General features: G+C 34.7%; 15 protein-coding genes. 6 read left to right on the forward strand and 9 right to left on the reverse strand.

Features of this window, described 5'->3' with window-relative positions; all coding sequences use genetic code 11:
* Positions 1-116: 116 nt before the first annotated feature.
* Positions 117-617 (reverse strand): hypothetical protein, encoded by a 501-nt coding sequence (locus U0M88_RS06665; RefSeq protein ID WP_331869308.1) that lies wholly within the window; start codon positions 615-617, stop codon positions 117-119.
* Positions 618-681: 64 nt separating this feature from the next.
* Entirely contained in the window at positions 682-1,707 is a 1,026-nt protein-coding gene (locus U0M88_RS06670; RefSeq protein WP_271998253.1) for a hypothetical protein, read from the reverse strand.
* Between the two features lie 85 nt (positions 1,708-1,792).
* Between U0M88_RS06670 and U0M88_RS06675 the strand changes: the two genes are divergently transcribed.
* Positions 1,793-2,179, forward strand: coding sequence for a hypothetical protein (locus U0M88_RS06675; protein ID WP_331869309.1), 387 nt, complete (start codon positions 1,793-1,795; stop codon positions 2,177-2,179).
* Positions 2,180-2,311: 132 nt separating this feature from the next.
* Here U0M88_RS06675 and U0M88_RS06680 read toward each other — a convergent pair whose 3' ends face one another.
* Positions 2,312-2,527: a hypothetical protein gene (locus tag U0M88_RS06680; protein ID WP_271998250.1), complete on the reverse strand. Its 216-nt coding sequence runs from the start codon at positions 2,525-2,527 to the stop codon at positions 2,312-2,314.
* 458 nt (positions 2,528-2,985) lie between these two features.
* Positions 2,986-3,864: a LysR family transcriptional regulator gene (locus U0M88_RS06685; protein ID WP_167699114.1), complete on the reverse strand. Its 879-nt coding sequence runs from the start codon at positions 3,862-3,864 to the stop codon at positions 2,986-2,988.
* Positions 3,865-3,977: 113 nt separating this feature from the next.
* On the opposite strand from U0M88_RS06685, the gene U0M88_RS06690 reads away from it, so the two are divergent.
* The 4 genes from U0M88_RS06690 to U0M88_RS06705 are packed head-to-tail and all read left to right on the forward strand — an operon-like array spanning position 3,978 to position 6,773.
* Complete coding sequence (locus U0M88_RS06690) at positions 3,978-4,190, forward strand: hypothetical protein (RefSeq protein WP_037614740.1); 213 nt, start codon at positions 3,978-3,980, stop codon at positions 4,188-4,190.
* Between the two features lies 1 nt (position 4,191).
* A complete protein-coding gene (locus U0M88_RS06695) occupies positions 4,192-5,028 on the forward strand; it encodes a DUF3737 family protein (RefSeq protein ID WP_331869310.1) in 837 nt (278 codons plus the stop codon).
* Between the two features lie 10 nt (positions 5,029-5,038).
* Complete coding sequence (locus U0M88_RS06700; RefSeq protein WP_331869311.1) at positions 5,039-6,076, forward strand: aldo/keto reductase; 1,038 nt, start codon at positions 5,039-5,041, stop codon at positions 6,074-6,076.
* A 13-nt stretch (positions 6,077-6,089) separates the two neighbouring features.
* Complete coding sequence (locus U0M88_RS06705) at positions 6,090-6,773, forward strand: carboxymuconolactone decarboxylase family protein (protein ID WP_331869312.1); 684 nt, start codon at positions 6,090-6,092, stop codon at positions 6,771-6,773.
* Positions 6,774-6,835: 62 nt separating this feature from the next.
* Here U0M88_RS06705 and U0M88_RS06710 read toward each other — a convergent pair whose 3' ends face one another.
* From U0M88_RS06710 to U0M88_RS06725, 4 genes are all read right to left on the reverse strand, one after another.
* Positions 6,836-7,672, reverse strand: coding sequence for a histidinol-phosphatase HisJ family protein (locus U0M88_RS06710; RefSeq protein ID WP_117445899.1), 837 nt, complete (start codon positions 7,670-7,672; stop codon positions 6,836-6,838).
* A gap of 9 nt (positions 7,673-7,681) precedes the next feature.
* Positions 7,682-7,960, reverse strand: a complete 279-nt coding sequence (locus U0M88_RS06715) for a hypothetical protein (RefSeq protein WP_117445898.1) — start codon at positions 7,958-7,960, stop codon at positions 7,682-7,684.
* Between the two features lie 222 nt (positions 7,961-8,182).
* A complete protein-coding gene (locus U0M88_RS06720) occupies positions 8,183-9,439 on the reverse strand; it encodes a methionine gamma-lyase family protein (RefSeq protein ID WP_117445897.1) in 1,257 nt (418 codons plus the stop codon).
* Positions 9,440-9,516: 77 nt separating this feature from the next.
* Positions 9,517-12,288, reverse strand: a complete 2,772-nt coding sequence (locus U0M88_RS06725) for a TOTE conflict system archaeo-eukaryotic primase domain-containing protein (protein WP_181965577.1) — start codon at positions 12,286-12,288, stop codon at positions 9,517-9,519.
* A 128-nt stretch (positions 12,289-12,416) separates the two neighbouring features.
* On the opposite strand from U0M88_RS06725, the gene U0M88_RS06730 reads away from it, so the two are divergent.
* A complete protein-coding gene (locus tag U0M88_RS06730; RefSeq protein ID WP_117445896.1) occupies positions 12,417-12,596 on the forward strand; it encodes a hypothetical protein in 180 nt (59 codons plus the stop codon).
* 102 nt (positions 12,597-12,698) lie between these two features.
* Here U0M88_RS06730 and U0M88_RS06735 read toward each other — a convergent pair.
* A partial coding sequence (locus U0M88_RS06735) for a carbohydrate kinase family protein (protein ID WP_331869313.1) occupies positions 12,699-13,192 on the reverse strand: 494 nt, incomplete at its 5' end.

Raw genomic sequence — 13,192 nt, forward strand, 5'->3', positions numbered from 1 at the left:
AAATACTTGTCTATGTCTTAAAGAAGTTGAAGTACTCTATTCATTACTTTTTTATCCGGCAGATTGCAACAGATGCTTTATTTGAGGTTTCTTTTTAATGCTGAATTATGGCTAAATCACCAAACTGTGGGTATAGCGTTTGCAATATCCCCTGCGAATTTAAGCCCTGATTGGACATCTACGTTTGTATCATTGTCATTGGATTCATATGCAGATTTTTTAACTTCTTCGTCAATTTTTTTACTAGAATCAGATAAGGTTTGATAAAAGTTATAATCATATAAATCCGCATTTTCTGATAGTTGGTCGTTGATTGCCATTGCCAATGTATTTAATTCAAGTTCATCTCCAGATTGTAATGCAAAATCTTCAGTTCTATCATTAAAATATAATTCCAATTGCTTTTCTCCATTTTGCGCTTTTCCAATGATTGCTTGGTTAATCTCAGATAATGGATAACGTATAATATCTTTGAAATTGTTAAATAAACCATACTCCTCTAATATTACAGCTTGATTTGTCACAACTAAAATATGACCATACATACCCCAAAAACCATGCCTTACATTACTAGCTTTAAAAACGATTTTTTCATTTGGATTTAGATTGTATTTCATTGTTCCATAATAAAAATTCTCCTCTCTTTCCCTAAAACAATTTGTTAAATTCGCGTGTCACTGGTTAGTTATAGCATTTTTTACAAGGTGTATATCCTAAATTTTTGGCTTCTTCTTTAGTCATCTTTACAGGGTTTTTCATGTCTGAACATCCTGACCATTCATGATATTTTGACCCACTTCCAGAACCGGATACATAAACATATTCAATGTAAGGCGTAGAGTTGTTGGTACTTGTATCTTCTGAACTTTTATCTTGTTCATTTTGATTTTTTGCTTCCTCTATCATTTTATCGACAGCACGTTGATAAGCTGTAGAAAAAGTATCATTAGCTGTATCGTCAAATAATTTTTTAGGAATAATTGTGAAATCTCCATATCCGATGTTTCCATATTCATTAATTGTAATAGGTTCAAAATAGGCATCTCGATATGACTCTCCTACTTTTAATTTTCTTTCAAATTCGATTACATAGGAAGATTCATCTTCAGAAATATCCATTAAGTTCTCTTCTGTATAAAACTTAGCTGAGTATAGTTCATCAACTAGTAATATATCAGTAATGTTGGTTCCATCTCCTCTGTCTTCTTGCCCAATGATGACTGCATAACAATTATTTTGGTCATACGAATGTGTATAACTTTCGTCCGCCCAGAGCACCATACTTCCAGATGCTAACCAATGTAAGTTAAGAAGAGTATGTCCATCTTCTGTATTTTCAATTTCTAATGTTGGGATTTCATACATGGAAGGATATTCATTATTTCTTTTGTATCCAACTTCAACTCTTCTGTTATTGTTACTGTATTTTACATTTACATCTTCAACAAAACTAGCTAGTTCTGGATATTTTTCAGGTTCTATGACATCATCTATACAGATAATATAAAGTGGATTTTCATCTTTCTCTTCTTCTTGTTCGATTGATAATTTTGGTTCAATACCTAAATTTTCTTCAAATCTTTCTTTGGCAAATGTTTCTAAATCATTATAGAATGAATTATCTTTTATAATTGTACTTATTTTGAATACTCCAAATAAAATAACAACCATAAGAATAATAATTCCAAATATCTTTAACTTTTTCATAACCAATCCCCTAAATTCAGTATACAAATGTACTTTTATACAATAAAATATATCATAGTTATATATTTTTTTCGAGGTGCTGTTTATGAGAAAGGTAATTAATTTAACCCTATTTATTGTGTGTTTATTTGTTTTTACTGGATGCTCATATGAAGAGGAATTTTCTGCTTATGAAGAGATAGATGAATTGGCAAATAAATATTTTGAAGCATACATTGGTGAAGGAGAATCTAGTACTTCATTAGAAGCACATAATTATACTGCTGACATGAATATTGATGTATATTGTATTCGAATTGATTCGCCAGAAATAACGTACAAACAAATATATGGATTTATTAGTGCTATGGAAGAAAATATGCCTTCTTCTGAGCATACAACTAATGGAATCACTTACGATATTAACGATAAATACTACGACATTTCTGGACAAATGCTCACCGAAGATGAAGAAGTGGTATATCCTATCTAAAGTAAATATTCATGATAGAATCTAGAATAAAGGCATTTTACTTTTTTCATATTTCAACATTCTATAAGCATAAAAAGGAAGGCATTACACCTTCCTTTTAAACTGTTTGTTAAAATATCGGGTAGAATCCAACTAGAACATTCCGTTATCTCCGAATCCAGTACCGAACATATTATTATCAAAGAAATTATTTAAACTATCTTCAGCAAAGTTTGCAGCATTCTCAGCTTGATGCATTGCTTCATTTGAATAGTTCTCCGTTAGCCTGTTCAAAGACTCTAATTCATTTGTTTGCTGTTCTTGTTGTTCAACGTTTTGTTGAAGTAAACGATGTAAAAAATCAAACATATCAATATTTCCTCCTTATTATTATATCAACTTAAAATAGTTTAAGCAGCGCGATTTCAATAGAATGATACATTTTCTAATCCTACCTTTTATATATTTTTTTGTGGTATAATACATTCGCATGAATCAGATGAAAACTCCTCTTTATGGAGGTTGTTTGTGCCAAAAAATTGGTGACAGTTTTGGTGACAGTAACTCAAAAACTAGGTACCATTTTATGGAAAATAACCGCAATTTTCATAAAGAATCCCCCACTTTCTATAAAAAATGGACTCATTTTAGGGGATGGAGAGGTTCCCTTCTTCTGCACCATAGTCTATAAAGTCCTTTACATAAAGGGCTTTTTTGTTTATTGGGCAACTTTACAACTGGGTAGAAATATTTATATCCATCAATTATTGTTCGCATACAAATAAAAGTTTTTTCAACGAATGTTAAAAAATTTTGGATGAGAACTATCAAAGTCGATTTGCATAATCTTTGATTCTCTGAAGGAAAACTTTTGTGGCAGGAGAAAATGTTCTGTATTTCTTTGTAACAATGTATAAATCTACTGAAATTTCAGGTTCAATCCTTTTAAAGACAAGATTTCTTCCAGTCGTATTTACGAGTTTATCTATACTCAATGCATATCCTAGACCTTGTTCTACCATAAAAGTAGCGTTGTAAATCAGATTATAAGTGGCAACGATGTGTAATGAAGCGGAATTAAACCAGTCAACATTTTGATGGCCCTGATAGATCTGATCAGACATGATCAAAGGAAGTTCCTTCAGCTGATCGATCTGTATAACATCTTGTTGAGCAAGTAGGCAGTCTTTTGGAACTAATAAACCATAGACATCTTTTTTATGGATATTGATATAGTCGTATTGTTCTCTACGAATCGGTCCCAGCAATAATCCCATATCCACCAATCCTTTATCAATCTTTTCTAAAACGCCATCGGCATTTTCACTGTATGTACGAAAGCGCACATCCGGATATTGATCGTGAAACGCTTTGATCAAAGAGACGATCGCATCCATCGCAACGGTTTCCCCACATCCGATGCAAATTTCACCACTTAATGTTTCTTCTTCGGCCTGTAAAGCAGTCTCTGTATTTTCCAATAGCTCTATGATTTCCTGTGCTCGATTTTTAAGGAAAAATCCTTCTTCCGTCAAAGTAATCTTTCTTTTTCCCCGAACAAATAATTTCTTACCCAGTTGATTTTCCAGATCCATCATCTGTTTTGATAAGGTAGATTGTGTAATATATAGCGTTTTAGCTGCTTTTGTGATGTTTTGTTCCCGTGCCACAGCCAGAAAATATTGTAAAAGTCTTGTTTCAATCATTGTATCACCCTATTTATTTTATCATTCTTTAAAACGATTGTAAGTGATAATTAATGACTATTTGTGATTTTTAAAGAATGGATTTATAGTGAAAATACGAAAGGATGGATCATATGGAAAAGGAAGAGACAAGGCTTCGACAATGCCTTCAGGATTGTGATATGACAAAAGATAAGATTGAAGAATATGTGTGCTGCAAGGATACAGATCAGCTTCGCCTTTTACATCAACAAAGAAAGAAGCTGATGGATAAGTTGCATAAGGCGCAGCACAAAGTGGATGTTGTCGATTATATGATCCATCAGGTCAAAGAAAAAGAGGGATAAAATGACGGTTATAGAAAATCAAAGATTTGATGAAGAACGAGCCTTATATGGAAAGAAGAATTTGACAGTAAAGCATTGTCAATTTGATGGACCTGCTGATGGTGAAAGTGCCTTTAAGGAATGTGAAAATATCAAAGTGGAAGATACTTTTTTGAATCTTCGTTATCCTTTCTGGCATGATCATAGTTTATTGATTTACAATGCACAAATGACAGAGAAGTGTCGAGCGGCGTTGTGGTATTCCGATCATATTGTAATCAAAGATAGCCAAATGCATGGAATCAAGGCGCTGAGAGAATGTGATGATGTGATCATCGAAAACTGTGATATTCAATCGCCGGAATTTGGCTGGATGACAAAAAATATCGTGATGAAGGATACTAAAGCAGTTAGTGAATATTTTATGATGCGAGCACAAAATCTGCGATTTGTGAATGTGGAATTGAAAGGGAAGTATTCTTTTCAATATATGAAGAATGTCTATTTTGAAAACTGTGTATTTGATACCAAGGATGCGTTCTGGCATTCAGAAGATGTCTGGGTCAGAAACAGTGTGATCAAAGGAGAATATCTGGCATGGTATTCCAAGGGATTGGTCTTAGAAAACTGTAAGATCATCGGAACACAGCCGCTTTGTTATTGCGAGGGATTGAAACTGATTGACTGTGAGATGATCGATACCGATCTATGTTTTGAGAAATCGAAAGTGAACGCAACGATCGTCAATGAAGTGGAAAGTATAAAAAATCCACTGGATGGCATAATTGAAGTACCGGCTGTTAAAGAAATCATACAGGATGATCCCCAGGCTAAAGGCAAAATCTTGATACGATACTAGGAGGATGAATATGGAAACTATAAAACTGGGAAATTCAGATTTAAATGTTTCGCGTATCTGTATGGGATGTATGGGTTTTGGAGATCCAAGACGTGGACAACATACATGGACGCTGGATGAAGCTCAAACACGAAATATTATTGAACAGGGACTAAAGGCAGGTATTAATTTTTTTGATACAGCGATTGCCTATCAAAGTGGTACGAGTGAGCAATATGTGGGAAAAGCTATTCGAGATATGGCACATCGAGATGATATTGTTATTGCGACAAAGTTTCTTCCGCGTAGTGATGAAGAGATCGAAAAAGGGATCTCCGGACAGCAACATATTGAAAATATGTTAAATCAAAGCTTACAAAATCTGGGAATGGATCATGTTGATCTGTACATTTATCATATGTGGGATTATCGTACTCCGCTGTATGAAATTATGGATGGTTTAAATCACATGGTACAGCAGGGAAAGACACGATATATCGGTATTTCCAATTGTTTCGCATGGCAGCTGGCTAAGGCGAATGCACTAGCTGAAAAAGAAGGTTTTGCGAAATTTATATCCGTGCAAGGTCACTATAATTTGATTTTTAGGGAAGAAGAAAGAGAAATGATTCCCTATTGCAACCAGGAAAATATCGCATCGACACCTTACAGTGCTTTGGCCGGTGGACGACTTTCTAAGTATGCCGGACAGACTTCCAGGCGGTTACAGGAAGATAGCTATGCTCATTTAAAATACGATGAAATGGCTGCTTATGATCAAAAAATCATAGATCGTGTTGCGATTCTGGCCAATGAACATCACACTTCAATGACCGCTGTTTCTCTGGCCTGGCTATTGACTAAAGTGACAACACCAATTGTAGGAATGACCAAACCTAAGCATATACAAGGTGCTATTGATGCCTGTGATTTAAAGCTGAGTGCAGAAGAAATTGCTTATTTAGAAGAGCCTTATATTCCTCATAAGCTTGTTGGCGTTATGGCGCAGAATACCGCAGAAACATCGAATGATAAGCATGTCTGGTCGATAGGGGACCAAAAGATGTAAAGGAGGACAGGATATGGATTATAAACAAACCGATTCGCAGTTTATGGAACGCTATGAGCAATTTGCGTTTGAAGAGGTCGTGCAAAAGGAGAGCGTTAAGCTGGATGTGAAAACACGTTATTTGGCAATATTGGCATCGCTGATCGGATGTCAGGGTAAGGATGCTTATCGCTTGATGTTGGAAAAAGCATTAGATGATGGCATGGATCCGGTTTGGATCAAAGAGATGGTGTACCAGGCTCAGGATTATATGGGAATGGGACGCATGTGGGATTTTTTAAAGACCACCAATGAAGTCTATTTGGAAAAGGAAATTCCTTTATCCTCATACGGACAGGCGACAACAACCATGGACGATCGACTGGAAAAAGGTGTGCAGGCGCAAATGGATATTTTTGGTGAAAGCATGCGAGAAGCTTGGAAAAACGGTGTGATCAATTATTGGTTGGCGGATAATTGTTTCGGAGATTACTATACACGAACCGGTTTAGATCTAGCACAAAGAGAAATGATCACCTTTTGTTTTTTGATGGCGCAAGGTGGCTGTGAATCACAGTTGATTGCCCATGCCAAGGGGAATATGAATGTAGGCAATGATGCCGATTTTCTTCGTAAGGTCATCGCTCAGTGTGTACCTTATATTGGTTATCCGCGCAGTCTGAACGCAATGACGGCGGTGGATAAAGCTATAAAGTAAAAATAAGCAAAGGATCCTTTACGGGGTCCTTTTTCTATGCGTGCAAATAAAAAAGACCGGAATCACCGGTCCAGATCATGAAACACAGGCTTCATATGATCAAATGTACAATACTGCTTAAATCCCATTTCCTGTAACATCTTTTTTGCATCTTGTATATAAGCTCCCAGATGTTCCGGTTTATGAGAATCCGAGCCAATCGTAAGGATCGTACCTCCTAAATCTTTATATAGCTCTAAGATTTTATGGGAAGGTGTGGAATCTTTTAAGCCATATCGTTTGGAAGAAGTGTTGATTTCAATACCTTTTCCATCCGCAATAACTTGTTCTAAAATGGCTTGAATCAATGGCTTTATTTTCTCAAAAGGATAAATCCCCTGCGCATCGTAGCGATTGATCAGATCCATATGTCCTAAAACACTATAATTTTTGTATTGTCGAATAACTTCCAACATTTCTTTATAGTATTCTTCGTTGTATTCTTTTTGTGTTTTACCTTTTTGAAATTCCTGATTCCAGAATTCTTTGTCATGTACCTGATGAATGGAAAGAATGATAAAATCAAAGTCATAGCGATCAAACAATTTCTGAAATCGAGAAATTGTATGTGTCTGCATCCCAAATTCTAAACCGGTTTTGATCGTGATTTGATGACCATACTTCTCTTTCATAGCTTGAATGGTTTTCATATATTCAGGATAATTGGCATTGGCCAAAGGCTCATTGCCGCGATAGATGATCTTTTGACCACTGTCCCAATCTACTTTAATGCCATAATCTACATGTTCTGTAAAACAAATTTCATCCATTTTCATGGTTATGGCATCTTGAATGACTTTTTCCATAGGGTAGATGGAATCATCGCTAAAAGCAGTATGTACATGATAATCCGCAAACATAAAATCTCCTTAGTTTAAATGAAATTGTTGTGCTATTAAATGAACTTTTAGATTTAATTTTGTATAAAGTTCTTTGTGCAGTTCATAAAAATCCATATTTTGGATGTCTTCTTCTTTTTGTTTGGATGGATAAAACCGATCCAAATAGTAGAAAGTTCCCTGATCTAAAAATCCATAAACGATACCGGCAATACCGTTATCTAAACAAATGACTTGTTTCCAGATCTTTTTAGGAGTTACCATCACTATATCTAAAAATTCATTGACTTCCAGGTGTCTTGCAAACATATGTTTTATCCTCCTTACGCTTTTATTATGTCGGATTTTCGAAAAAGGACAATATTTCTTTTGTATTTCGGATAAAACAAAAAAATTTATCTAATAAGCAAAAATATTAATAGAAAAATAATTTTTAAACAAAGAAAAATAAAGAATAAAGAGGTCCAGCAGGACCTCTTTACTTAAGAAGTTATTCTATTATGTTTATCAGGAAGTCTGCTTTTAGAAAGACTACTGTTTGTTTTTCATATTGGTTAGTGCTAATAAAATAGATAGTTTTCCGTATTCAAAGGTCAGTCCACCTTGTATATAGGATGTATAAGGTTCTACCATGGGTGCATCGGCGCTCAGTTCTATTGTACTGCCCTGTGTAAAGCTTCCGGCTGCCATGACTTCATCAAATGGATAGCCGGGCATTGGAGCCGGAAGAACACGTACAAAGGAATCAATAGGACTGGTGGATTGAATACCTTGGGTAAAGTTGACCAGATTTTCTTCAGAGCCAAGTTCTAAGGTTTGTATGATATCCGTTCGTTTTTCATCATAAGCCGGAGACACATTTTTATAGCCTAATTTTTCTAACATATAAGCTGCAAAAACGGCAGTTTTCAATGCGCTTTTTACTGCATTGGGTGCCATGAAGATCCCTTTTAAGAAAGAACTGTTCAAATTAAAATTAGCACCTAAACTCTTACCGATGCCAGGAGCTGTCAATCTTTCGGCGACTTCATGGATCCATTCTTTTTTGCCTGCGATATAACCTCCCGTCGTGGCAATGCCTCCGCCAAGATTTTTCATCAATGAGCCTACGACAACATCGGCACCGACATGTCCGGGTTCTCTTTTTTCCACCAGTTCGCCATAGCAATTATCAACCATAATGATGACATCTTTATTAACTTCTCGAATCTTTTTGATGATTCTTTCGATCTTGGCGATGCTTAAAGAAAGTCGATGTGAGTATCCTCTTGATCGCTGTATCTCCACCAATCGTACATTGTTTTCTTTTAAACGTTCCAGAATGGTTGCATCATCAAAATCATCATTTACCAGATCAATTTGTTCATACTTTACACCATATGCTTTTAAAGACTGTGAGGAATTTCCATATAATCCGATCATCTCCTGCAACGAATCGTAGGGATCACCGGAAATAGAAATCATGGTATCTCCATGTTTTAAAAGAGCAGATAATGTTAAATACAGTGCGTTGGTTCCGCTCATGATTTGTGGACGCACCAGGGCATCTTCGCAACCTAATACCGAAGCAAAAATTCTCTCGATCTTGTCACGACCTTCATCATAATTCCCATAGCCGTTGATATCCGCAAAATCGGAATAAGAAACTTGATTCTCAATAAAAGCGGATAAGATTCGATTGGAATTGTATAAACAAATATCATCGATATTTTCATAAATATCTTTTAAAACGGAATCGGATTCTTTTGCCATCGCCAATAAATCCTTATCAATTTGTTCTAGTATCATAATAACCTCCCAAAATTCACGCAACCTTTATTATACAGGATTGTTGGATATTGAGAATGGATGTTTTTATGCATTGTTTAAAATAGTTTGAGCTCATCTGTTTTATCTTCGTTTATATAACCTGTTAAAATCTCTTGTATGAGATGAGCATTGTTCATTCGAATTGCATATTGTTCTGGTTTTGTATAGCCAAACCAGTCATAGTTAAGATGCCATACGATAGATCTATCAATAATAATGAAATGCTTGTAATGTTTCATAAATCGATATTGAGCACCTAATCCTTTTAAATAATGTAGTTCTTCTTTGTTTTCTTTTGTGTTGTCAGATAATATGAACAAAATATAAATGCCTTGAGTAAATTTATTCTTTAATTCATCATATAAATTTTTGATCTTTGTTAATTTAATGTGAGTAGAGAATATGACAATTTCCTTTTTTGCGTTTTGTATGTCGGCCTTAAGAATATTTTCAAACGCATTATTTTCAAAAAGTATTTGATTGACTAAAGGGTTGGAATCTCGTTCTTGTACATGATAACCTTCTCTTTGGTATTGTTTTAAGCGTTTATAAAACATAGACTGCATCATAGCAATTTGTGTATCTACATAATCATAGACTTTGACTATGCTTTTTCCTTTATCTGGTCGATGAATTCGACCCGTATATTGTGTGATTCTATTTTCGTCTGATATAGGTAATAATAAAAACAAAGTTTTTAATGATGGTAGATCAAAACCTTCGCCTAAAAGTTTACTGGTTGCCAATAATATAAATGGTTGATTGGACGAAAACGAGTTTATCTTTTGAAAGGTATTGTTCCTATCTGCTTTTTTAGTGTTTCCAGTAAGTAAAAATACATTCTCCGCAGCTTTTTCTAGCATTTCTTTTAGTATATACAGGTGTTCTTTTCTTTCGGATAACACAATTATTTTTCCTTGCTGCTTATATTCAGAAAGTATATCTTTAAGAATTAAATAGTTACGCGCTGTATCATGAATCAATTCTTTGCAAATTTCGGTATATGATGTATTTTCTTTGAGTACGATTGAATTCGTCATTCTTGGAATCAAAAGCTGCATAAATTCATGATGTTGTTTGCCTTGATTAATAACACTACCATAACGAAGCTTCCCGCAGAACATATAGATTATTTTTTCAAGTCCGTCTTTTCGTTTTGGGGTTGCGGATAATCCATATATTCTCTTAGATAAGACATGCCTTAAAATGTGTGTAAAAGTATTGCTTGCGGCATGATGGCATTCATCAATGATTACCATGCCATATCCACTTAGTAATTCTGTTAGATTTTCTGCATTGGCCAAAGAAGCTGCAGTGGCAATGTCTATATTATGATTTAATCGTTTCTGTGTTCCGTTGTATGTACAGATGAATCGATCTTTTTTCTTTTCTGCATTAGGAAATTTTAAAAACTGTTGGAATCGTTCTAACCATTGATCTTGGATTTGTTTAGAGGGAACGATAATCAAAGTGTTTACTTTAAAATAACTGATTAAATAAATACCAATTACAGTTTTTCCAAAGCCAGGGACTGCTTTTAAAACACCTGTTTCATGATTTATGAGTTTGCTGATTGCATTTTCTTGCTCTTTTCGTAGCTCGCCGAGAAATTCTACGTCAATAGACATGCCAGAGCAGCGTTTATCTTTTAAATCGATCTTTGTATCTGGTAAAACTTCTTGTATTCTATCTTTAAGTCCTCGAGGTAAATATAGGTGTTGATCGTCTTCTTCATAGAATGATAATACTCTGGGTGTGGTTGCATAATAAATAGGTTTATGGAGTCTTTGGAGTTCATAATATCTGGGGTTATACATACTTGCCACGCGTTTTAGGGCATTGTATGTTAAGGAGTTTAAGTTTTTCTTTTCTATGGCAATTATGGATGATTCAAATCCGATTATATTTTTTGAGTATTCACTGGTGCTGTCCAAATTAAAACGCAGCTGTTCCTGATCAAAAAAATAGTCAGGTTCTTTATAGTTTGTAATCAATGTTTCTATTTCTTCTCTTGTTGATTTCTTTCGGGAAGACAGGTGTTCAATGGGATTTTGTAGGGGCTGTTTAAGATCGTTGATGAATGTGGAATTTCCTTTTTTATAAGCAGCGTATCGTAAGGGTAGTGCGATCTGGTTTCCAAAGCCTCCTTCAGGAAGATAATCTTGATTAGGAAACATTCTGTCAAAAGATGAATATTTAAGGTGTGTATTCGTTTTCATTGTTTCCTGAAGAATCCATTCGCCGAATCTTCTGGCAAGAGAAGCTTTTAGAGGTTCTGCAAAAAAGAACCAGAGATGACCACCATTGCCGGAAGCTGACCTTTCCATAACAGGATATAAATCAAACTGAATTGCTGCTTTATACACACTGTACATATCTTCAAACCATGAATCATCATCAAAATCAAACACTAAAAAATTACAAGTATCATCTTGTAGTAAAGGGAAGATTCCAATACCTTTATTTCTGCCCAAAAAATGATCTTCTATGATGTCTTCATCTAAATGAGTATATTGTGCTACAGGACAATTGGTACAGGGATTTTTGATTTTACCTTTACGACAGCCCGGTTTAAATTCTATATTACATGCAATAGACCATCCTAATTTTTGAGTTTTTTGATTATAGTATATTTTTTCGAACACATCTTTTCGACCGTTAAAGTAATTCATAAATATGTGAATTTTATCTTGTTTATCTAACTTTTGTTCAGGAAGTGAAAGGATGATCCCGCGCTTTTTAAGTTCACTTTTTAATAGCTGATTCTCACGTTTTAGTTTTTCATTTTGTTCCATCAAGTCATGGATGGTTTGTTCAATTGAATTCATGGCCTCTCCTGATTGTTAATATAGTCTTACATTAATCAAATTATAGCAGTTTATATACTTTTTCAAAGGGTGAAAGATGTTTACAACTAGTGTTTTTATAATATGAAAACTAAAAAAAAGCTAAATGTTTGAAGGAAGCTAATTATAAAAAAATTGTAAATGAACAAAATTGGATAGAGGATGATTTAGAACGCCTGGTGTCTAGTGGAAAGATATTTTATGCAGATGCTTTTGAACGACAAGCAAACGTATTGATTGATGAATATGAAAATGTATCCGATACTATTTTTGTGATATTGAAGGGATAGAAAATGTTCTAAATTTAGAAAACATTGCACTGTTAGAATTGCCACTTTTACCATTCGAAAACAAAATCTATGATGAATATATTCGTGCTTTGGAAAAACAGTTTAAAATATGGACTTCATTTCTTTTGCTCGTTGCATCACTTCTTTTAAGGATGGTATCGAAATCATACCGCCCATTGTTTCTGTAGAGATCGACGCGGTTAAAGATGCTAATTTGATGACGGTTTCAAGAGGATAGTTGTGGCCTAGAAAATAGACAAAAGCACCATGAAAAATATCACCGGCTCCGGTAGAATCGACGGTTTTAGTTTTAAAGGCAGGAACATGATAGATTTTTTGATTCTCCTGATAAAGTACACCACGACCACCAATTGTAATGACGATATGTTTTTTGTTGAGCTCTGCCAGTTTTGAAAAAATCGCAGATAATTTATTCATATCTTGAATATCAATTTCCTGACCGGTATAGGTGCGACTTAAATCTTCGCTGCACACAAAGTAGTCAACAAGCGGGGCCAGTGTAGAGGTCCATGGTTTTACAGAACCGGCATCCATGACAGAAGTAGCGCTCGGATATTTTTTAAGAGCTTGTAATG

The sequence above is a fragment of the Faecalicoccus sp. genome, assembly GCF_036552745.1.
GTDB lineage: Bacteria > Bacillota_I > Bacilli_A > Erysipelotrichales > Erysipelotrichaceae > Faecalicoccus.

What these genes read in the sequence shown, in the direction of transcription:
- U0M88_RS06665 (WP_331869308.1), bottom strand. Translation starts at nt 617, where the DNA reads ATGAAATACAATCTAAATCCAAATGAAAAAATCGTTTTTAAAGCTAGT.
- U0M88_RS06670 (WP_271998253.1), bottom strand. Translation starts at nt 1,707, where the DNA reads ATGAAAAAGTTAAAGATATTTGGAATTATTATTCTTATGGTTGTTATT.
- U0M88_RS06675 (WP_331869309.1), top strand. Translation starts at nt 1,793, where the DNA reads ATGAGAAAGGTAATTAATTTAACCCTATTTATTGTGTGTTTATTTGTT.
- U0M88_RS06680 (WP_271998250.1), bottom strand. Translation starts at nt 2,527, where the DNA reads ATGTTTGATTTTTTACATCGTTTACTTCAACAAAACGTTGAACAACAA.
- U0M88_RS06685 (WP_167699114.1), bottom strand. Translation starts at nt 3,864, where the DNA reads ATGATTGAAACAAGACTTTTACAATATTTTCTGGCTGTGGCACGGGAA.
- U0M88_RS06690 (WP_037614740.1), top strand. Translation starts at nt 3,978, where the DNA reads ATGGAAAAGGAAGAGACAAGGCTTCGACAATGCCTTCAGGATTGTGAT.
- U0M88_RS06695 (WP_331869310.1), top strand. Translation starts at nt 4,192, where the DNA reads ATGACGGTTATAGAAAATCAAAGATTTGATGAAGAACGAGCCTTATAT.
- U0M88_RS06700 (WP_331869311.1), top strand. Translation starts at nt 5,039, where the DNA reads ATGGAAACTATAAAACTGGGAAATTCAGATTTAAATGTTTCGCGTATC.
- U0M88_RS06705 (WP_331869312.1), top strand. Translation starts at nt 6,090, where the DNA reads ATGGATTATAAACAAACCGATTCGCAGTTTATGGAACGCTATGAGCAA.
- U0M88_RS06710 (WP_117445899.1), bottom strand. Translation starts at nt 7,672, where the DNA reads ATGTTTGCGGATTATCATGTACATACTGCTTTTAGCGATGATTCCATC.
- U0M88_RS06715 (WP_117445898.1), bottom strand. Translation starts at nt 7,960, where the DNA reads ATGTTTGCAAGACACCTGGAAGTCAATGAATTTTTAGATATAGTGATG.
- U0M88_RS06720 (WP_117445897.1), bottom strand. Translation starts at nt 9,439, where the DNA reads ATGATACTAGAACAAATTGATAAGGATTTATTGGCGATGGCAAAAGAA.
- U0M88_RS06725 (WP_181965577.1), bottom strand. Translation starts at nt 12,288, where the DNA reads ATGAATTCAATTGAACAAACCATCCATGACTTGATGGAACAAAATGAA.